This is a genomic window from Streptomyces sp. NBC_01275 (assembly GCF_026340655.1).
GTDB lineage: Bacteria > Actinomycetota > Actinomycetes > Streptomycetales > Streptomycetaceae > Streptomyces.
This window is the reverse complement of the sequence record NZ_JAPEOZ010000001.1, coordinates 10,287,915-10,308,505: the sequence shown is the minus strand read 5'-3', so window position 1 is coordinate 10,308,505 and position 20,591 is coordinate 10,287,915. Positions and strand designations below refer to the sequence as shown.

The 20,591-nt window shown below is 68.7% G+C and carries 18 protein-coding genes and 2 pseudogenes; 9 read left to right on the top strand and 11 right to left on the bottom strand.

Annotation, left to right across the window (positions count from 1 at the left end; translation table 11 throughout):
* Positions 1-75: 75 nt before the first annotated feature.
* From OG562_RS45355 to OG562_RS45345, 3 genes are all read right to left on the bottom strand, one after another.
* Positions 76-1,440, bottom strand: coding sequence for a glutamate decarboxylase (locus OG562_RS45355; protein ID WP_266408731.1), 1,365 nt, complete (start codon positions 1,438-1,440; stop codon positions 76-78).
* Positions 1,441-2,124: 684 nt separating this feature from the next.
* Entirely contained in the window at positions 2,125-2,391 is a 267-nt protein-coding gene (locus OG562_RS45350) for a hypothetical protein (protein ID WP_266408729.1), read from the bottom strand.
* A gap of 29 nt (positions 2,392-2,420) precedes the next feature.
* Positions 2,421-3,356, bottom strand: a complete 936-nt coding sequence (locus OG562_RS45345; RefSeq protein WP_266408727.1) for an AraC family transcriptional regulator — start codon at positions 3,354-3,356, stop codon at positions 2,421-2,423.
* Positions 3,357-3,445: 89 nt separating this feature from the next.
* Between OG562_RS45345 and OG562_RS45340 the strand changes: the two genes are divergently transcribed.
* Positions 3,446-4,375 (top strand): NADP-dependent oxidoreductase, encoded by a 930-nt coding sequence (locus OG562_RS45340; RefSeq protein ID WP_266408726.1) that lies wholly within the window; start codon positions 3,446-3,448, stop codon positions 4,373-4,375.
* Between the two features lie 59 nt (positions 4,376-4,434).
* Entirely contained in the window at positions 4,435-4,713 is a 279-nt protein-coding gene (locus tag OG562_RS45335) for a hypothetical protein (RefSeq protein WP_266408725.1), read from the top strand.
* A gap of 24 nt (positions 4,714-4,737) precedes the next feature.
* Here the strand turns inward: OG562_RS45335 and OG562_RS45330 are convergent.
* The 5 genes and pseudogenes from OG562_RS45330 to OG562_RS45310 all read right to left on the bottom strand — a co-directional run.
* Positions 4,738-5,256, bottom strand: a pseudogene (locus OG562_RS45330) (ATP-binding protein); the annotation flags it as partial.
* Between the two features lie 398 nt (positions 5,257-5,654).
* The gene (locus OG562_RS45325; protein WP_266408724.1) at positions 5,655-6,926 is read right to left on the bottom strand and encodes an ABC transporter substrate-binding protein; all 1,272 of its coding nucleotides are present in this window, start codon (positions 6,924-6,926) and stop codon (positions 5,655-5,657) included.
* 28 nt (positions 6,927-6,954) lie between these two features.
* Positions 6,955-7,533, bottom strand: a complete 579-nt coding sequence (locus OG562_RS45320; RefSeq protein ID WP_266408723.1) for a carbohydrate ABC transporter permease — start codon at positions 7,531-7,533, stop codon at positions 6,955-6,957.
* A gap of 64 nt (positions 7,534-7,597) precedes the next feature.
* The gene (locus OG562_RS45315) at positions 7,598-7,774 is read right to left on the bottom strand and encodes a hypothetical protein (RefSeq protein WP_266408721.1); all 177 of its coding nucleotides are present in this window, start codon (positions 7,772-7,774) and stop codon (positions 7,598-7,600) included.
* Positions 7,771-8,340 carry a carbohydrate ABC transporter permease gene (locus OG562_RS45310; RefSeq protein ID WP_266408720.1) on the bottom strand — a complete coding sequence of 190 codons (570 nt, stop codon included), beginning with the start codon at positions 8,338-8,340 and terminating at the stop codon, positions 7,771-7,773. The genes OG562_RS45315 and OG562_RS45310 overlap by 4 nt, the downstream gene beginning before the upstream one ends.
* 12 nt (positions 8,341-8,352) lie before the next feature.
* Between OG562_RS45310 and OG562_RS45305 the strand changes: the two genes are divergently transcribed.
* The 5 genes and pseudogenes from OG562_RS45305 to OG562_RS45290 all read left to right on the top strand — a co-directional run bounded on the left by OG562_RS45305 (position 8,353) and on the right by OG562_RS45290 (position 12,039).
* A complete protein-coding gene (locus OG562_RS45305) occupies positions 8,353-9,327 on the top strand; it encodes a carboxylesterase family protein (RefSeq protein WP_266408718.1) in 975 nt (324 codons plus the stop codon).
* 22 nt (positions 9,328-9,349) lie between these two features.
* A pseudogene (locus tag OG562_RS46165) lies at positions 9,350-9,612 on the top strand (transposase); the annotation flags it as partial.
* A 399-nt stretch (positions 9,613-10,011) separates the two neighbouring features.
* Positions 10,012-10,506, top strand: a complete 495-nt coding sequence (locus OG562_RS45300; protein ID WP_266408715.1) for a MarR family winged helix-turn-helix transcriptional regulator — start codon at positions 10,012-10,014, stop codon at positions 10,504-10,506.
* 145 nt (positions 10,507-10,651) lie between these two features.
* Complete coding sequence (locus OG562_RS45295; RefSeq protein ID WP_266408713.1) at positions 10,652-11,299, top strand: hypothetical protein; 648 nt, start codon at positions 10,652-10,654, stop codon at positions 11,297-11,299.
* Positions 11,296-12,039, top strand: coding sequence for an ATP-binding cassette domain-containing protein (locus tag OG562_RS45290; RefSeq protein ID WP_266408711.1), 744 nt, complete (start codon positions 11,296-11,298; stop codon positions 12,037-12,039). The genes OG562_RS45295 and OG562_RS45290 overlap by 4 nt, the downstream gene beginning before the upstream one ends.
* A 176-nt stretch (positions 12,040-12,215) precedes the next feature.
* Here the strand turns inward: OG562_RS45290 and OG562_RS45285 are convergent, their stop codons facing one another.
* The 3 genes from OG562_RS45285 to OG562_RS45275 form a co-directional block, all read right to left on the bottom strand.
* Entirely contained in the window at positions 12,216-13,733 is a 1,518-nt protein-coding gene (locus OG562_RS45285; protein ID WP_266408710.1) for a glycoside hydrolase family 43 protein, read from the bottom strand.
* A 57-nt stretch (positions 13,734-13,790) separates the two neighbouring features.
* On the bottom strand, positions 13,791-15,155 hold the full coding sequence (locus OG562_RS45280; RefSeq protein WP_266408708.1) for a cellulose-binding protein: 1,365 nt from the start codon (positions 15,153-15,155) through the stop codon (positions 13,791-13,793).
* A 370-nt stretch (positions 15,156-15,525) separates the two neighbouring features.
* Positions 15,526-16,509, bottom strand: coding sequence for a LacI family DNA-binding transcriptional regulator (locus OG562_RS45275; protein WP_266409864.1), 984 nt, complete (start codon positions 16,507-16,509; stop codon positions 15,526-15,528).
* 596 nt (positions 16,510-17,105) lie between these two features.
* On the opposite strand from OG562_RS45275, the gene OG562_RS45270 reads away from it, so the two are divergent.
* Together OG562_RS45270 and OG562_RS45265 are read left to right on the top strand one after the other, a co-directional pair.
* Positions 17,106-18,596: a cellulase family glycosylhydrolase gene (locus tag OG562_RS45270; RefSeq protein ID WP_323187636.1), complete on the top strand. Its 1,491-nt coding sequence runs from the start codon at positions 17,106-17,108 to the stop codon at positions 18,594-18,596.
* Between the two features lie 101 nt (positions 18,597-18,697).
* Positions 18,698-20,374: an ABC transporter substrate-binding protein gene (locus OG562_RS45265; protein WP_266408706.1), complete on the top strand. Its 1,677-nt coding sequence runs from the start codon at positions 18,698-18,700 to the stop codon at positions 20,372-20,374.
* Positions 20,375-20,591 lie beyond the last annotated feature (217 nt).

Below are 20,591 nucleotides of genomic sequence, written 5' to 3'. Positions count from 1 at the left end.
CTGGAGCTGGCTGGGCGGGTCGGCGCCCGGCGCCCGGAACTCCCGCTCCGTCACGGTGCGTCAGTAGCGGGTGCGTCAGTAGCCGGTGCCGCGCTTGATCCGGCTCCGCTCGATCCCGTGGGTCGCGCCCTTGTCGTCCAGCGTGCGACACGCGTCGGCGATGTCCTGGCTCAGGCGGTCGACCTGCTCGCGGCTCAGGGTCTCCTTGACCAGGGCGCGCAGGATCTTCACCCGCTGCGCGTTGGGCGGGAGCGTGTACGCCGGCACCATCCAGCCCCGCTCGGCCGAGAGCTGCCAGGCGATGTCGGACTCGTCGTAGGCGTGGCTGCCGGCGAGACGGAAAGCGGCCAGCGGCAGCTGTTCGAGGTCGCTCCCGATCACTTCGAAGCGGCCGCTGCTGCGCAGGTTGTCCGCCAATGCGCGGGCATTCTCCTGCATCATCCTCATGACGTAGGTGTAGCCCTGGCGACCGAGCCTCACGAAGTTGTAGTACTGCGCGAGCACCATCGACGCACCGGTGGAGAAGTTCAGCGTGAACGTCGCGTCGGTCTTGCCCAGGTAGTTCTCGTAGAACACGAGGTCCTCGGCCAGGTCGGACTCCTCGCGGAAGACGAGCCATCCGATGCCGGGGTAGACGAGGCCGTACTTGTGTCCCGAGACGTTGATGGATCGGACCTGCTCGAGCCGGAAGTCCCATTTCGAGTCCGGGTAGAGGAAGGGCCACACGAATGCGCCGCTGGCGCCGTCGACGTGGATCGGGATGTCGAGGTCCCGCTCCTTGCGGACGTCCCGCAGGAGCCCGTCGATCCCGGCGACGTCGTCCTTGTGACCGGTGAACGTGGTGCCGAGGACGGCGACGACGCCGATCGTGTTCTCGTCGAGGCGGGGCTCCACGTCCTGCGGGCCGATCGTGTACTTGCCCTCGGCGAGCGGCACGATCCGCGGCTCGACGTCGAAGTAGCGGCAGAACTTCTCCCACACGACGTGGACGTCTCCCCCGAAGATCAAGTTGGGCCGGTCGATCGACAGGCCGGCCGCCCGGCGGCGCTCGCGCCACTTCCACTTCAGCGACAGCGCACCGAGCATGATCGCCTCGGACGAGCCCTGAGTCCGGCATCCGGTCGTCCTGCCCGGCGCGTGGAAGAGATCGGCGAGCATCCGCACGCAGCGCTGCTCGATCTCGGCGGAAATGGGGTACTCCGCATGGTCGATGAAATTGCGGTGGAGGTTCTCGGCGATCAGCCGTTGCGCCTCCGGCTCCATCCACGTGGTGACGAACGTGGCGAGGTTGCGCTGCGGGTCGCCCTCCATGGCGAGATCCACGTCCACGAGCCTCATGGCGTCCGTCGCGGCCATGCCTTCGTCGGGGAAGGTCTCCGAGGGGGCGGGCACGGTCAGGAACCGGTTACCGAAAAGAGCCGCATCATCACGCTTGGTCATGCGGCGATTCAAGCAGCGCCGACGCCCGCCCCGGGCGAGGGACACACCGAGACGCGACGGCCCGCCGCTCGAGGACGCGGCCCAGAGCACGCGCTCCCCGACGGTCCCCGCCCCGCGGCGGGACGAGACGGCGAAGCGACCCCAGCGACCCCTTCCCCGCCGGGACGCTCCGCGCACGCCCCTGATCCGCGGCACGTCCGGGGCCGGACCGTCCGGCGATCACGCGCCTGCCGGCGATCGTCGTGCCTCGGACCCCGCGACGCCCCCCTGCACGAGAAGGAGAGACTCCCCCTCGACCGAGACGCCGAAGGCCTCTGCGCGGGCGCAGGGACACGACGCCGCCGGATCCCGGAAGCGGCCTGCCCCGACCGCCCTCGTCAAGAGCCGCCGGCCCCGGCGCTTCCGGCGCCTTCAGAGCCGCCCAAGCCCGCAGCACCGGCGGCGAGGGACGCAGCAGCCATGGCGTGAGGGACGGCGGGACATGACGCGGCGCCCCTTCCTGCCGCCGCGCCCTCCACCACTCCCAGGCGCCCCTGATCGGCGGACACTCTCCGGTGAGGCCCTTTTCCGACCGGCGCGTCCGACGGCGTCCTCGGCCTCCCCCGCCAATCCCTCCCCTCCGTCCAGGACGGCCCCTCCGTGCAGGACCGCGCCGCCGAAGTCCCGGAGGATCTTCCGGGCCTTCTACACCCGCGCCCCGTGCACATGCCGCGGCTCGGCCAGCAGCCCGTAGAGGACCAGCACCGACACCAGCATGGTGGCCAGAGACCAGAACGGATAGACCGGAAGGAAGATCATCTGCCCGACCAGGCAGAACGCCGCCAGACAGACGCCCGTCAGCCGCGCCGCCCTCGAGCCCACGAGCACCCCGACGCCCGCCAGGGCCATCACCATGCCGACGGCGACCCAGATCCAGCCCCAGGCCGTGTAATTGTCGATGAGAACTGACACCGGGTACTGCCCAGGGCGCCGCACCGGATTCAGCTCCTCCGCCGGTACGTACCGGGTGCCGTTCCGTGCGTTCGTTTGAACGCGTTGGCGAAGGCGAACTCGGATGTGTAGCCCACTTGGGCGGCGATGGATCTCAAGGGTGCGTCCGATGTCCGCAGCAGGCGCGCCGCCGTGGTCATCCGCCACCATGTCAGGTAGCCGAAAGGCGGTTGACCGATCAGCAGGGCGAAGCGCCTGGCGAACGGAGCCCGGGAGAGCCCGGCTTCCGCCGCGAGTTTCGCCACTGTCCACGGCGAAGCCGGGTCTCGGTGGATGGCGTGGAGGGCAGCAGCAGTCGGGGGGTCGTTGAGTGCGGCAGCCCATCCGGTGGTATTGCCCAGGGAGGACCGTCCGTTGAACCAAATGCGCAGGATGTAGAGCAGCAGCGCGTCCAGCAGCGCGGGGACGGCTGCGTCGGTGCCCAGACGCGGGTTCTCCACCTCTGCGGCCAGTAGCTCGACGGCCGAGCTCAACTCCGGATGGCGGCCTGCTTGTGCCGGCAAGTGGATCAGATCCGGAAGGGTCAGCAACAGCGGGTGAGTGCGGGACAGATCGAGTTGGTAGGCCCCGCAGAGCACTACGGTGACCGCGCCGTCGTCTCCGCTCCAGTCGACGCTGTCGGAGGCGTAGACGCTGGACAGCTGGTGGTCGGCAGGGCTGCAGGCAGGGACCGTCACTGGAGTTTCGGGGCTGTCTGCCAGGGTGTGCCCCCTGCCGTGGGGAAGGAACACCACGTCGCCTGCGCCCAGTTGGACGGGCTCCGTCTCCGGAGGCAGCAGCCAGCAGGAACCCTGCAGGACCACCTGGAAGCCCGCCGACCCGGGGACGGAGGCGAACTCCTGTCTCCACGGGGCATGCCACCGCACGTATGCCGACCGGCAGCGGCCAGTCCGCGTCACCGCGACCACGTCGCTGAGTACATCCATGCGCTGAGCGTACGTGTGCGAGACGTACGCGCATGAAATGGGAACTCTGACGCATGGATCGTCTCCGTATGCGGTCCTAGATTCGCGTCATGACGATGATGAAGACCGCGCGTATCCATGAATTCGGCGATGCGTCAGTGATCCGCTACGACGCTGTTCCGCGCCCTCGACCCGCCTTCGGTGAAGTGCTCATCCGTGTCGCCGCGACCTCGTTCAATCCCACCGAGGCCGCGTTGCGCGCCGGAATGCTGCAGGCGTTCCTCCCTGTGGACCTGCCCTACACGCTCGGCTGGGACGTCGCCGGCACCGTGGCCGAGATTGGCGCGGGGGCGGAGGGGTTTGCCGTCGGCGACCGCGTGATCGGGTGGCTCGACAGCGGAGGGGCCGCGCAGTACGTACCGGCACCCGTCGCCGTGCTGGTCGCGGCGCCGGACGCTGTCCCTCTCGCCAACGCTGCGGCTCTTCCCTTGGCCGGCCTGACGGCATGGCAGGCGGTCTTCGAGCATGGGAAGGTAGCCGCTGGTCAGCGGGTGCTGGTCAATGGTGCAGGCGGCGGCATCGGCGGCTTCGTGACACAGCTCGCGAAGTATGCCGGAGCCGAGGTGATCGCCACGGCCGGCACTCGAAGCACCGAGGCAGTCCGGAGGCAAGGCGCGGACCGAGTGATCGACTACACCGCAGGGCCGGTGCATGCCGCGCTCGACGGCCCGGTGGACGCTCTGCTCAATCTGGTCCCGCTGAGCCCGCCGGACGCGGCAGCTCTGGCGCCTCTGGTGCGACCGGGCGGGCGTATTGTCTCAATCGCGACCCCGATCGAGTCGCCTGCCGATGCCGGGGTGACTGCGATGCACATGGTCGCCCGAAACGATGTAGCGCATCTGGCGGCACTTGTGGAACTCGTCGAGGCGGGCGCGGTCGCCATCGACATCAGCGAGTCACGCCCGCTGACCGACCTCGCAGACGTCCACCGCCTCAGTGAGACCGGCCGGACCCGAGGCAAGATCATCATCATTCCTTGAGGCTGGGCGGCCGAACGATCTCTTCAACCTCCGCGCGCCCTTCCCGGTGGGCATGCACTGTGGGTGCGTGCCAGTGGAGTTCGGCGAGGCTCTGCCCGCGCCTGTCGGAGGAGATCGCCGGGATCCGCCAGGAGTTGCACCGCGCCGGTCTGCCGGCCGGCCGGCCGTTCGACCTCGCAGTGCACGGCAACGCAAGTCCCGCGTGGCAGGAAGACAAGAACGTGGACCTCAAGGGACTCTCCCACGCCGACATGACGTGGTGGCTTGAGTCACTGATTCACTTCGACCCGTTGAATCTGGCGATGGTGATCGTGGACGCCGGTCCGCCTCGCGTGTAAAGCGGCGCTGCCGCAGCGGCCTGGTCAACTGGCGGCGTTCTGAGCTGCGGCTCGGGCCTGGGTGAGGGCGAGGCGGTAGGAGTCGGTGCCGGTCTGGACCAGATTGCCGCCGAAGCTGAGCCGCTCGACGATGGCCGCGCAGAGGCGGGGGTCGGTGAAGGTCTTGGTCCAGCCGCCGAAACTCTCGTTCGCGGCAATAGCGACGCTGTTCTTCTCCTGCCGTTCCGTCAGAACTTGGAACAGCAGCTCAGCGCCTCTGCGGTCCAGCTCCATATAGCCCAGCTCATCGATGCACAAAAGATCGACTCGGCCGTAGCGGGCGATGGTCTTGGTCAGCACCTTTTCGTCCGCGGCCTCGACCAGTTCGTTGACGAGCTTGGCCGCGAGCCTGTAGCGGATCCGGCAGCCGACCATCGCGGCTTCGGTGCCCAGCGCGATCAGCAGGTGCGACTTGCCGGTGCCGGAGTCGCCGATCAGGCAGAGTGGCAGGCCCTTCTTGACCCACTCGCACGTCGCCAGGGTGTGGATGACTGCCGGATCCACTCCAACCGGCCCCAGCGCGAGGGGTGTTCGGGGGCACGAGGGGCAGTGGCGAGGCGAAGTGGCCCCACCTTGGGCCTTGCGGTGGAACGGTTGTTGTGGTCCGCCGAGGTGGGTGCGACGCCGATCGGGTTGTCCTCGCGGCCGTCGACCGCGAGAGCGGTGACCTTCGCCCCGTGTCTGCCGCTGTTCCCGTCGGCGTGGGCCTCCGGTGTGACGGGGCCGGGGACGGTGGGCAGCGCCAGCCCTGCCACGGAGACGGTCATGGTGCCGACGACCTGTCTACGACTGGACGCTCCGCCCGCTGTGCCGGACACGCCGAACCTCCGTTGACTCGAGAAGAGTTGGTTCGAGAGGGCCTGGAGAATTTGAACGCTCGCCCATGTGCCGGATGGCTTTGCTCAGCTCCCGGCCTTGTAGTCGGCGTCCATCTCTTCGAGGAGTTTCCTGGGCGTGGACTGACCGCTGAAGATCTCCTGGAGGCCGCTGAGCATGGTCTGCTGAACCTTCGCGTTGGGCCAGAGCTGGTCCATGAACGGCACGGTGCGGTCCGAGCCGATGAACTTGGAGAGTTCGGCGAGCGAGGCGTCCGCCTTGAAGCCCGCGTCGGGGAGGGAAGGCAGGCCGCCCTGCTTCTCGACGAAGAGGTTCATGCCCTCGGGGGACATCACGAAGTTCACGAACTTCAGGGCGAGTTCCTTGTTCTTGGCCTTGGCGTTGACGCCGTAGCCGGCGCCCGCTGCCGCCGGAATGAGCGTCTCGGACGGAGTATCGTCGGCGGGCAGCGCCTTGAGGGTGAAGGTGGCCTTCGGGTTCTTCGCCTCGAGCAGGGCGATCACCCAGTTGCCTTGCACGATGCCCAAGGTCTTGCCGGTGGCCGCGAGTTGCTGGCTGGCTTCGTAGTTGGTGCCCAGGGGGTTCTTCTGGAAGCAGCCGGTCTTCTCCATCGTCAGGTATTTGTCCAGGGCGGTGGTCCACGGCGACTGGGCGAAGGCGGCCTGGCCGGCCTGCATCTTCTGGTCGAAGTCGCGGTCCGGGCCGTAGACGGTCGTGGCGACCAGCGCGTACAGGACCAGCTGGGTGACCCAGTTGTCCTGGTTGCCCAGGGCGAAGGCGGGGGTTCCCTTGGCCTTCGCGGCCTTGCAGAAGGCCAGCAGATCGGTCCAGGTGTCGGGTGGGGCGAGACCGGCCTTCGCCATGGCCTGCTGGTTGTAGACCGCGCCGATGCCGTTCTGCCCGAAGATCGCGTTGTACGTCTTGCCTTCGTACTGGGCGACGGTCTTGATGGCATCGGGCATCTTGGCGGCCCAGGGCTGGTCCGAGAGGTCGCGCAGATAGCCGGGCTTGGCCAGGACGTAGGTGGCGCCCGGGTTGCCGTTGCCGGGCCAGACCGACATCACGTCAGGTGCCGTCTTTGAGGACAGCTGGGTCCGGATCTGCTGCTGGTACTGGTCGGCGCCGCTGGTGGTGTAGCGGACCTTGACACCGGGGTTGGCCTTCTCGAACGCCTTGACGACGTCTTCGACCGAGCCTTGGTCGACCGAGGCGATCGTCAGGGTCTTCGAACCGCCCGAACCGCCGTCGGAGCCTGCCTTGGTGCCGCCGCTGCACGCGGCCAGCACGGCCACGGACGTCAACGTCGCGATCAGGACCGGGAGTTTGCGTGTCTTCATGAAGCCCCCCTCGGGGAACGCCACGTGTTCATCCGCGCAGCCCTCCCGCGAAGCCGTTGATGATGCTGCGCTGCAGCAGGAAGTAGACGAGCAGGACGGGCAGGATGCTGATCACGAGTGCGGCGAAGATGAGGTTCCAGTCGGTGACGTACTGGCCGACGAACCCGGCGATCGCGACCGGCATGGTCTGCTGGGCGCTGCCGCTGAGGTACAGCAGCGGGGTGAAGAAGTCGTTCCAAACGGCGACCGCGTTGAGTACGAGGGCGGTCACGGTCACGGGTTTGAGCAGGGGCAGGACCACGTACCGGAAGCCCTGCAGCGGGGTGCAGCCGTCGATCAGTGCCGCGTCCTCGAAGTCGCGGGGCAGAGCGCGCAGAAAGCCGACGTAGAGGAAGACGGTGAACGGCACCTGAAGGCCGGAGTAGAAGAGGACCAGGGCCCATGGGGTGCCGAGGAGTCCCAGGTCGCGCATGGTCTGGTACAGCGGCAGCGCGGCCAGCTGGAAGGGCAGGACGAGGCCCAGGAGGAACGTCAGGTACGTACCGCGGGACCAGCGGGCCGTGACGCGGGCCAGCGGGTACGCCGCGAGCGACGAGACGGCCAGCACGATGACGACGCTGCAGGCGGTCCAGCACGCTGTTGCCCAACGCCCCGCCGAGCGAGCCCTGTTGTCAGGCCTGTGTGAAGTTGTCGAAGGTGGGCGAGGTGGTCGGGCTGATCGGCGACGAGGTGTCCGACGCCGGCCGCAGGGCGAGGTTGACCAGGACGTACACCGGGAAGCCCACGACCAGGGCGGCGGCGATCACCGCCAGTTCCAGCGCGAGGGTACGCGGGCGGTAGCGGCTCACGATGCGGCCCTCTCGTTGCGGGACAGCACAGCGAACTGTCCGGTCGAGACGACCGCCACGATGATCGTGAGGACGACCGCGAGCGCGATGCTGTAGCCGAACTCGCCGAGCGTGAAGGCGTCCTTGTAGATGAGGGTCGAGATGGTGTCGGTGGCGTGTCCCGGCCCGCCGCCCGTCAACGCGTAGACCTGGTCGAAGAGTTTGATACCGCCGATGATCGACAGCATCAGGTTGATGGTGAGGGCCGGGGCCAGCAGCGGCCGGGTAACCGACCAGAAGCGGCGCCCCGGGCCCGCCCCGTCGATGGCCGCCGCCTCGTGGACCTCCCTCGGCGCCGACTGCAGCCCGGCCAGGAAGATCACCATCGAGTAGCCCGCGAACTGCCAGACGATCACCCCGACCACCGCCCACAGCGCAAGCCTCGGACTCCCCAGCCAGTCCTGCCGCCAGTCGTCCAACCCCACCGCCCCGAGCAGGCTGTTGACCGCGCCGTCCGGACCGAGCAGATTGCGCCAGAGGTACGCGGTCACGATCGGCGTGATCACGGCCGGGGCGAACAGGAACACCCTCAGCACATCATGGTCTGGGGCGAGAGTGGCGGCGGCGCCAAGACCGCGGCTGTCTACACCATGCCGGCCGCCGCGCCACTGTTCCACAAGGCCTCGATCGAAAGCGCCGCGCCACTGCGCTTCCCCACCCGCGACGGTGCCACCGCTCGGGCCAGACGCACGCTGGAGTTACTGGGACTGACCACGACGGACATTCCCCGGCTCCATGACATTCCGGCAGCGAGGCTGCTCGAGATCCAGCAGTCCGAAGCCGCGAACGGTGCCCCGCCGTGGGGTGACCCCGGCGCGCTCCCCGGCTTCGGCGCCTTCGTCGACGGCACCGTCGTCCCGCGGCGCCCCTTCGCCGACGGCGCCGCGCCCTTCTCGGCAGACAAGCCGCTGATGTGCGGCACCTGCCGTGACGAGACGGTGTTCTTCAGCCTCTTCGGGCCGCGCGACATCTTCAGCGTCGACGAGGCAGGGCTGCGCGCCAGGCTGAGCAGTACGTATCAGGGCGTCGAGCTCGACCGGATCATCCGGACGTTCCAGGCGTCGCGGCCCGGAGCGACGCCTGCACAGCTCTACTTCGCGATCACCACCTCGCCCATCTGGCGCGACTCGATCAAGATCGCGGAGGCCAAACGGGCACAGCACGCCGCGCCCGTGTTCATGTACCAGCTCGCCTACCCGAGCCCGACCCTGGTGCCCGGCACCGACTTCCCCATCGGCTCACCGCACGCGTCGGACATCAACCTCAAGTTCGCCAACACCGACAAGAACCTCGACTACATCCTCAACGCGGATCAATCGCCGGGACGGCTGGCGACCGCACGGCACATGAGCGAACTGTGGGCGGGCTTCGCCCACACGGGCCGCCCCACGGCGGCGGGCGTGCCGAACTGGCCCGCCTACACCCTGACCGACCGTGCCACGATGTGGCTCGACGCCCGGTGCCGGATCGTCACCGATCCTGACAGGAACGAAAGACTGTTCTGGGAGAGCTGATGTCTTCGGCCGAGTGCCGGACATGAGAGCGGCCTTCGTCCGATTCTGTGCGTTCGCCGAACTGTCATGCTTCCGGACGGGGTTCCACACCTGTGTGACCAGGCGGAGCGATACGTCGTTCCGAGCCGGGCAACGCCTTGTTGCGTACGGACGGTCCAGTGAGGACGCTGGTCGAGTTGTCTCTGGCGCCTGAGCACCGGCACGAGCATGGCGCGTTGTACGGCGGAGGGGCGGCTGGTCCTGGCGGTCGATGTCAGCAACTGGTTGCGGCCAGATGCGCATACGAGGCCTGTCTTTCCTGCTCGCGGACCTTCCGGTGGAGCTACTGGGCCGACTGCGTTCGGACCGTGTCCTGTGCTTCCCGCCCCGCCGCAGCCTGCGGACAAACGTGGGCGCAAGCCCAAGCGCGGGGCAGAGTTCGAGTTCGAGGATCCGGCCACCCAGCCTGTCCCGTCCATCACCACGGCGACCGACACCATCCACTAGGGGAAGGCCGTTGCCACCGCTTGGGACCCTCTGCACCTGCTGCTGGTCCGACGCTCGGACCGTTCCCAGACCCCGCGAGCCGGCCGGTCCAGATCTCCGTCCTCCGCGACGAGGAGAGGAAGCGTCCGCCGTCACCCTGCTTGCCGCGGGCATGATCGGTACGGTGATACCCGGGACGGCGAAAGGGGCGGCGAGGCCGTGAGCGAGCAGGCGCGGGTCAGGACGGCGAAGGAGGCTGCGGATCACGAGCTGATCCTGGCGTTCGGACGACTGCAAGGGGCGGCCAACCGGCTGGAGTACATCCTCGGGCGGGCCCTCGAAGTGGAGTGCGGGATCAGCCATCTGATGTACGAGGTACTGCTGATCCTGGGGCGGGCGGGCCTGCCAGGCCTTTCGATGCGGACCATCGCCCAGGAACAGGTCCTGACCACAGGCGGCGCCACCCGCCTGGTGGACCGTATGGAGGCTGTAGGCCTGGTGGCGCGGACCGAGTCCCCCGACGACCGGCGCGCGAAGCTCGTGCGGCTCACCCCACAGGGCGAGGAGACGACCGTACGCGCCTCTCAGGTGCACCTGGAGAACATCCAACGCTACTTCGTCGCCCCCCTCCCCGCCGAAGACCTCGAACGGTTCACGCAGGACCTGCGCATCCTCAGCCACTCGGCTCGGGACGTCCTGCCACGCCTCCCCTGACCTGCGCCGAGACGTCGGCGCTGGTCTACTGACGGCATCCGGAATCCACAGCGCACGATGCGGCAGCCGCCAGGCGGGGGCGGACGTCATGAGCCTTCGCGGCTCATCGGCGGCGTTCCAGGGACGGTCGGAGGAGGCGGCGCCCTTGTTCGAGCACGCGGTCACCGCTCACTTGGCAGCCGAGGGGGAGGCCTCGACGGTGTTCGTGCGGTTGCAGTTGGCCGCGGTGCAGATGCACCTGGGGAATCCGCGTGTGGCGGAGACCGTCGGCAGGCGGTGGCCTTGGCGGAGGCGCACGATGAGCGGTGGGCGCGCGCACGCGATGTGGACGCTGCGCTGCGACGCCTGGAGTCGTGGCGACCGCAAGGAGGCCCTCGCGGTGATCCAGGCCGCGCTCGAGATCGAGCGCGGTTTCAACGAGCCGCTGTTTCAACGAGCCGCTCAGTGCCGCGCTGAGCTGAAGACGCCCGCCTGGATCATCGCTTCCCATGGCGAGTACGAGCAAGCGGGACGGCTGCTCGGCTCCGCGCACACGTTGTGGCGCGATCTGGGTGCGGACATTTCAGCGTTCGGTCCGCTGATGGCCGAGTACCACACGCAGTGCGAAGAGTCGGTCGAGCACTGGGTCCGGGGGCGTACGAGAGGGCACTCGCGGTCGGCGCGGCCACGACGGCCCGGCCGCGCCATCGACCATGCCCTGGACGCCGGCGCCGGGCCGACCGCTCCGGCCACCGCCCTCAGTCCCTTGACGCGTCGGAAGCTGGAGGTGGCCGCGCTGGCGGCCAGGGCATGAGCAACCGGCAGATCGCCGCCGACACATCGGACACGGCGCCGGACGCCGGCGTGCTCGCCGTGCGCGACTACTCCATCGCCTTCGCCACCGCCCAGGGCCCGCGTACGGTCGTCGACTCCGTCAGCACCGAAGATGTCACCGGCGTTCACCGTGAAGCTCCTGGGACACCAGGGCGATCTCCCTGCCGCGGATGCGCTGCAGGCTTCACCATCGGCTCACAACTCTGCGAGGTCGTCCGGCGCACCGGCGGGGTGACCGGCGGGAAGGACGCCGTCCGGCGACGCGTCCGTGAACTGTTGACCAGCGTCCACCTGCGCGATCCGGACGACGTCGTCCGCAGGCACCCGCACGAGCTGTCCGGCGGAATGGTGCAGCGGGCCGTCATCGCCATGGCACTGGCCGGCTCTCCGAAGGTGCTGATCGCCGACGAACCCACCACGGCACTCGACGTCACCGTGCAGGCAGGCATCCTCGATCTGCTCCGGTCGCTGCGCGACGAGCGCGGCATGGCGATCATCCTGATCACCCACGACCTGGGAGTGGTGGCCGACACCTGCGACCGCGCCATCGTGATGGAGAGGGGTCGGATCGTCGAGGAAGGCCCCATCGAGGACATCTTCTACCGGCCCCGCCACCCGACCAGAGCGTTTGACCCATCCGCTGTCGCCGTTTCCGGACTCCTGCAGTCGGGAGAGCGACTTCTCCTGAGTGGAGGCCCTGGCGAACAGTCGGCTCGGTGAGCGGCGAAGTTGGTGCCGGCCGATCATCGGGGCCGCGGCCGACCGTCCGCACTGCATGCGCCACGGCCCCGACCGTCCGCCGCGCGGTCCGCGGTCATGACTGCTCGGGGCCCGACGGGCGAACGCCGCGCCTGTCGGGCCCGGAACAGTGCAACACCGGCCTGGTGCGGGCCGCGTCAGCGATCGACCGGCTCGTACTCGAACCAGTCGAAGTGGACGGAGCCGGCACCGGCGAACATGCCGATCACCCGGCCGGTGAAGCCGCCGGCGACCTCGGTGGCCAGGTACTTCCCGTCCAGTGAGGCAAGCTCGACGACGGTGCCGTCCGGCTCCTCGATGCCGATCGTGACGGTGTCCGGGCCGGTGCGCGCATCGTTCACCGCGTGTACGGCGGCCACCTCGATGCGGAGGACCACAGGCCCGGGGGGCGTCGGACGGGACGTGACGACGGTGCTCAACGGGCCGATACGGGCCCGCACTTGCACCTCCCCGGGCGAGGCCTCGATGTCGTAGTGATGCTGCTCGTCGAGGCGGACGGCCAGACCGCCGCGGCCGTCCGCGACGTCGACCAGGGCGCGCACCCGGCATGACAGGTGCTGCTGCCGCCGGCCGACGAACGTCACGTCGGTGTCATCGAGGGATCCGCCGCGTGCCTGCAGAGTGAGCCAGCCGGGCTTCTCCTTCGTGGTGCACGCCTCCGGCGGTCGGTGCCGCAGCGAGATCCAGTGCGGGGCCAGCGCGGGCAGGTCGAAGTCGTCCCGGCCCGGCACTGCGGCCTGCGGTTGTAGCGGCCAGTTCGGGACGGGCAGGGAGGTCGACAGTTCGCCGACGACCGGCCAGCCGTCGGCCCAGTCGACCGGTGCCAGGAACGTCTCCCGGCCGAGTACGTGCCACCCCGGGGTACCGCCGCCCGGCCGCACGCCGAGCAGCACCATCCACCACGAGCCGTCCGGCGCCTGCACGAGGTCGGCGTGGCCGGTGTTCTGGACGGGGTGGTCGGTGCCCCGGTGAGTGAGGATCGGATTGGCCGGACACGGCTCGAACGGGCCCGTCGGCGTACGGCCGCGGGCGATGGAGACGCCGTGGCACCGCTCGGTGCCGCCCTCGGCGATGAGCAGGTACCAGTAGTCCCCGATCTGATAGAGGTGCGGTGCTTCAGGCGCCTTGGCGCCGGGGGCGCCGGACCAGAGCCGACGAGACGGGCCGAACGTCTCCCCGGTGTGGGGATCGATGCGGATCTGTGCGACTCCGGCGGTGGTGCACCAGCAGTTGCCGTCCTCGTCCCAGGCGAGGTCCGGGTCGATGCCCTGCACACCGGGCAGGCGGACGGGATCCGACCAGGGGCCGGCCGGATCGGTGGCGGTGAACAGCAGATTGCCGTCCCCGCTCACATTGGTGACGATCAGCCAGAAGCGGCCGTCGTGGTGGCGGAGGGTGGGTGCGTAGACGCCTCCCGAGGACGCCGCGTCGAGCGGCAGGCGCAGCTGACTCGGCCGGTCGAGCGCGTTGCCGATCTGGGCCCAGTGCACCAGGTCCCGGCTGTGGAAGACGGGCACCCCGGGGAAGTACTCGAAGCTGGAGCAGGCCAGGTAGTAGTCCTCGCCCACCCGGCAGACGGAGGGGTCGGGATGGAAGCCGGGGATCACCGGGTTGTCGATGGTGTTGGCCTTCGCGGGCTTGCTCGACACCCTCATCGAGTCCTTTCACTGGTGTGACGCGCGGGAGGCGCCGGCGGAGCCGGGACGGTCGGTTCAGCGGCGGAGCTGGACGACCACGATCGAGTAGGCGGGTACCGACTGGCGGGTTGCGCTGCCCGTCATCGCGGAGCCGATCGAAGTGGCGTTCTTCAGGTACGAGTACACCGTCGGGGTGACAGCGGACGGGCTGAACCCGCTGTACGACAGGGTGACCGTCGCGGTGTTGGCGGGGTCCTTGTTGATGAGCATGACGCTGAGGTCGCCGTTGGCCCGTCGAACGGCATGCGCGGAGACCAGGGGGGTCGAGCCGGCGGCCCGGACCAGCGTGTCGCCGGGCGCACCCAGCTTGGTGATCATCCGGGTGCCGTGGTACGGCGGGAAGGGCGTGTTGAGGGGCGGCTCGCAGGAGGCGCCGCTGGACAGAATTCCTCCGTCGTCGTAGTCCGTGGCGCCTTCGACCGTGGTCACGTGAGTGCAGTCCGTGCCGTTGTGCAGATTCCACCAGTCGACGGTGAACGCGCCGTTCTCCATCCAGGTCAGATACTCGTCGGGCGCGAACAGGCCGTTGGGGGACGTGTTCTTGTAGGCGTTGGCGTTGGCCTCCGTCACCGCGATGCCGACGTTGGGCGCGTTGCTCCCGGCGTACTGGTTGATCAGTGAGCGCAGGGTGGCGGCCATGCCGGGGATCTCCGCCTGGGGTTTGCTCAGCAGGTCGGCCTGGCTGTTGCCGATCGGGTAGTGGTGCACGATCACGAAGTCGATCTTCGATCCGGCGATCGACAGGACGGTGTGGTTCCAGTCCATCGCATCACCTGGTCCCGTGATGCCGTCCGGCCAGGCCCCCGGGGTGGTCAGCACCGCACCGATCCTGATGGACGGGTCGACGGCCTTCATGGCGGTGGCGTACTGGACCAGGTTGGCCGCGTACGTCGTGGCGGTCTTACTGGCGTGGTGGTCGGTTTCCCAGGTGGCGCCGTAGAGACCGTTGCCGTAGACCTCGTTGCCGATCTCCCAGTACTTCACCCCGTAGCCCTTGGTCACGTTGGCGTACCGCACCCAGGCCGCCGCCTCCTCGGGTGTGCCCGAGCCGTAGTTGGCGGTGATGATCGGCTGGGCGCCGGCGGCGCGTACCGTGCCCACGAAGGTGTCGAAGTCCGTGTCGGGCGCGACGTAGCCGCCCTCGACGGTGTGTGTCTGCCAGTGGTAACCGTCGGCGTAACTGCCGCCCGGGTAGCGGACCATCCCGGTACCGGCGTCCTTCAGCAGCCCTGGGACGTCGGGGTGGTTCATGTTGCCGTCGTAGACCGCGACGTTCATGCCGACACCGGTTGCCGGGATTCTCGCCAGCGCACGACCCGCGTCGACCGACACCGAGGCGCTGATCGCGGCAGGAGCCGCCGCCGACGGTGTGACAGCCACGCCCGGGACGGCCACAGCCAGTGACACCGCTGCGGCCAGCCCGGTCAGTCGGGCGCGACACCTGTGGACCAACCTCCGCATGAGCTATTCCAAGGGGATGCGACCGAGGCGGGTGGAGTGGGACGGCGTTCATGGTCCGGCGAGTCGCGGGCTTTTGCCAGCCACACGAGAGGAGCGAAACTTTCGCTCTCCATGGTCAGATGATTTCCTGGCCGAGGTTGGCCAGGGGACCCACGGTGGTCAACGGTCGCGCAGCCCGCCCCCTTCGCGGGAAGCCCCAGGCGCACCAAGGCGCCCGCTGCCGACGGGCTGTCGGCAGCGGGCGTCCGTGCATCTGATGAAGGGTGGAGCAGCGTGTGGCCGGTGAGGGTCAGCCCTTGGGGGGAGCCGTGCTGCCCCGGACCGTGAGGGTCGTCGCGATCTCCAACCCGACCTGGGGCGCCGCTTCTCCGCGGCCGAGCGTGAGCGCCAGCTCGGTGGCGGCCGCGGCCATCTCGGTCAGGGGCTGGTGGACGGTGGTCAGGGGCGGGTCCACCCAGGCCACGACCGGCAGGTCGTCGAAGCCGACGACGCTCAGGTCGTCCGGGATCCGCAGGCCGGCCTCGCGTGCCGCCTGGTAGACGCCCAGCGCCTGCAGGTCGTTGGCGGTGAAGATCGCGGTCGGGCGCTCGGGCAGGGCGAGCAGGGAACGGGCCGCCGCGCGGCCGTCCTCGTGGGCGAGGGGGGCGTGCACGACGAGTTCCGGATCGGCCGGCAGGCCCGCGGCCTGCATCGCGGAGCGGTATCCGTCCAGCCGGGCGCAGCAGTACAGCTGGTCCTCAGGGCCGCTGATCATGGCGATGCGGCGGTGTCCGAGGTCGGTGAGGTGGCGGGTCGCGGCCCGGCCGCCGGACCAGTTGGTGGCGCCCACGAACGGGACGTCGTCGGGCAGTTCCGTGGCGGGGCCGAAGACGACGAACGGGATCCCCTTCGCCGTCAGCTGCTCGCGCTCGGCCTGGGAGAGCTGGGCCACGGACAGGACGCAGTTGGGACGTCTGGAGACGGTGTCGTCCCAGGTGGGCTCGGCAGTGTCGTGCAGCCCGAACTCGGAGACCATGAGGCCGACCCGGTGCCGGCGTGCCACCCGCTCGACGCCCCGGATGATCTCGACCGCCCACATGTGCTGGAGCTCGCGGAACACGAGCTCCACGACGTTGTTCCTGTTGGCCCCGGAGGGTTTGCGGTAGCCGTGCTCGTTGACCAGCGCCTCGACCCGGGCACGGGTGTCCGCGGAGACCCCGGACTTTCCGTTGATCACCTTGGACACGGTGGGGACGGACACCCCCGCCGACTCGGCGATGAACGCGATGGTCACCGGCCGGGACGTGTCGCCCCGCCCGCCGCCCTCGCCCGCCAGTCCGTCAGCCGCGTCGTCCGCCAAGGTCGCCTTCCCGGTCTTCGAATCGCCCGCACCAGGCGGGGCCGGATGCGGGAGACGGCTGAACAGCGCCGTCTGGGCATGCCCGGCCAATCCGGCATCTCTTGCCGACGAACCTGTGGCCTCGGACACATCTTCATGTTAACTTCTCCGCCGCACAGCGCGAAAGTTTCCTTCACCAAGGCACGACTCGGCTACAACAGGGCCGATCCTCATGTGCCTGGCACGTCCGACAGAGACCCGTCAGGGTCTGCGCCGCCCCAACCGGAAGGTGCACGCGACGGCAAGGAGACGGACACGATTCCTCACACGACGGCACCGCCCGTCGCGACCTCCGCGGAGACTGACGGCGTTACTCCTGGCGATCGTCCTGCTCCCGCTGTTACCCGCCACCGCGCAGGCCGACGATCCGCCCGCCCCGCCGCCGAGTGCCCCGGCCGCCCGCAGCCCGGTGGCGGCCATGCAGCCCGGCTGGAACCTGGGCAACACCTACGACGCCATCCCCGACGAGACGTCCTGGGGCAACCCCGCCCGTGACCAGGGCACTGCTGAAGAAAGTCAGGTCGCAGGGGTTCAAGAGCATCCGCCTGCCCGTCACCTGGGGCGTCCACCAAGGCGCCGCCCCTGACTACACGATCGACCCGGCCTGGACGGCGAAAGTCCGGCAGGTCGCCGACATGGCGCTGGCCGAAGGCCTGTACGTGCCGCTCAACATGCACCACGACTCATGGATGTGGGTCAACAACCTCTCGACGGATCACGACGCCGTGCTCGCCCGCTACCGCGCCACCTGGACCCAGATCGCGGCGGAGTTCCGCGACGAGCCGTCCACACTCGTCCTCGAAAGCATCAACGAGCCGACGTTCAGCGGCACTTCGAGCGACGACGAGAACTACCGGCTGCTCGCCGAACTCAACCGCGCCTTTCACGCCGTCGTCCGCGACTCCGGTGACAGGAACGCCACCCGACTGCTCGTGCTGCCCACCCTGTACACGAACGCCGACCAGGGCCGGCTCGACGCGCTGGCCGCCGAACTGACCTCCCTGCGCGATCCCGTGATCGCCACGACGATCCACTTCTACGGCTGGTGGCCGTTCAGCGTGAACATCGCCGGCTACACCCGGTTCGACGCCACCTCGGAGCAGGACCTCACCGCCACCTTCGACCGCGCGTACGACACCTTCGTCTCGCGCGGCATCCCGGTCGTCATCGGGGAGTACGCCCTGCTGGCCTACGACCACAATCGCCCCGGCATCATCGAACGCGGTGAGCAGCTCAAGTACTTCGAGTTCCTCGGCGACTACGCACGCCGACGGAGACTCACCACCATGCTGTGGGACGCCGGTCAGTTCCTGAACCGCAACACCCTGCAGTGGCGGGACCCGGAACTCTTCGCCCAGATCAAGTCGAGCTGGACCACACGTTCCGGAACCGCTTCCAGCGACATGGTGTTTCTCGCCAGGTCGGCTGCCATCACGAGTCAGACGCTCACCCTGAACACCAACGGCACCGACTTCCAGGGCCTGCGCCACGGCTCCCGCACCCTCGTGCGAGGCCGGGACTACACCGTCTCCGGCAACCAACTCACGCTGACGGCGGCCACACTCGGCGACTTGGCGGGCGAGCGGACGTACGGGGTCGACGCGACGCTGGAGGGCCGGTTCTCCCGCGGTGTCCCGTGGCGGATCGACGTGATCACGTACGACACTCCCGTCCTGTCGAACACCTCGGGAAGCACCACCGGCCTGAGCATCCCCACCCAGTTCCGCGGGGACAGGCTCGCGACCATGGAAGCCAGGTACGACGACGGGAGCAACGCGGGCCCGGCGAGCTGGACTCCCTACCAGCAGTGGGACACCGCCTTCTCGGCATACACCAGTGACTCGATCAAGCTGACGCCCGAGTTCTTCACCTCGCTCAAGGACGACTCCCGGGTGACGCTCACCTTCCACTTCTGGAGCGGCGACTCAGCGACGTACTACGTCACCAAGTCCGGCAGCACCGTCACCGGAACGACCGGCTGACCTCGGCCATCACGGTTCCGCCCTTCCGACAGGCCCGTCGTCGAGGCGCTTCGACGACAGGCCGGCCCCCCGCACATCCCACCGGTGAAAGCAGCCCACCCATGACTTCCGACATAAACCGCAGAACTCTTCTCGGCACAGCCGCGGCCGTTGCCGGCACCGTCGCGATAACGCCACTGCTGTCCGCGTGCGGCGACGGTGGACAGAGCACCGGCGGAGCCAGCACGAAGAAGGGGCTCAAGGCCGCGCTCCCGTCCTTCGTGCCCGACAGCTCGCTCAGGGCCGACCTCCCGTCCGTCGCCGGCGGCGCCGACATCGCGACCGACCCCGGCTTCCTGACCTATCCCGCCCGACAGGCCCGGACCGTGGTCGGTGTTCCGGGCAAGGGCGGCAGCTACACGGCGGTCACTCCGCTGTGGGGAACCGTCCCCTCCCCCGGCAACTCCTTCTACCGGGCCATGAACAACGCTCTGGGCACCGACCTCAAGATCAAGCCCGCCGACGGCAACAACTACCTCACCATCATCCCCACGATGACCTCGGCCAAGAAGCTGCCCGACTGGATCCAGCTGCCCGCCTGGTGGAACTCCGGCTTCAACACGGGCGGCCTGGCCGGCGCGCAACTCGCCGACCTCACCCCGTACCTGGCCGGCGACAAGATCAAGAAGTATCCGAACCTCGCCGCCGTCCCCAGCGGCGCCTGGCAGGCGGGCGCCTGGGGCAACAGGATCTACGGCCTCCCGTCCTACTCCAGCAGCTGCGTCATCGCGGGCACGACCTTCTACCGCCGCGACGTCCTGGACGCCCAGGGCATCACCGCCGACCAGATCACCTCGGCGGCCGACCTGTTCGCGCTGGGCAAGGAGCTGACCGACGCCAAACGCGGGGTCTGGGCGTTCGACGACGTGTGGACGTACCTCTTCCCCTTCTGGGGTGTGCCCAACAAGTGGAAGGTCGAGAACGGCAGGCTGATCAACAAGTACGAGACCCCGGAGTTCCTCGACGCCCTCGACTGGCACCACAGACTCGCCAGGTCCGGCTCCATGCACCCCGACGCCCTCGCTGGGCAGGAAGCCTCCGCCAGCACCCGTTTCTATTCGGGGAAGGTCCTCATATCCGGCGGTGGCACCGGAGCGTGGAACCTCGCCGACCAGCAGTCCGGTTCGGCCGCGAACAAGGACTACCGGCGCGGAGCCTTCGGTGTTCTCGCGGCCGACTGCACGTCCAGGCCGAGCTTGTTCCTGGGCAACTCCACGGGCGTCATCAGCTATCTCAACCGCAGTCTCGGCAAGGACCAGATCGAGGAACTGCTGGCGGTGACCGACTACCTGGCCGCCCCCTACGGTTCGGCCGAGTACACCATGGTCAACTTCGGTGTCGAGGGCGTCCACCACACCATGGTGAAGGGGGTCCCCACCTTCACCGACGCGGGGAAGAAGTACGTGCAGCCCCAGACGTACTCGTTCCTGGCCTCGTGCCCACAGGTGGTCAGCAACCCCCGAGCCGACCAGGTGACGAGGGACTTCACCGCCTGGCAGGCCGCCAACGTCACGTACCTGTACAAGCCGGTGTTCTGGAACATGAACATCTCGCTGCCCGCCTCCCTGGCCACCGCGGACGCGGCGCAGTCGGTCGAGGACACGATCAAGGACTGCTGCCACGGCAAGCAGAAGGTCTCCGACGTCCAGGACGCCATCGCAGCGTGGAAGAGCAGCGGCAACCGGCTCAGGAACTGGCTGACGACCAACGTCCTGGAGAAGTACGGCACCGGTCAGTGAGGACAGCGCAGACGTGACCACCACCATCGACCCCAAGACCGAGAAGAAGACGACGAGGAAACTACCGCAGGCACACGTCAGACTCCACTGGCGGATCCGGCTGCGCCGGGACAAGTCCCTGGTCATCATGACGATTCCGGCCGTCGTACTGCTCCTGGCGTTCAACTACGCGCCGCTGTTCGGCCTGATCACTGCCTTCCAGTACTACGACCCCCTG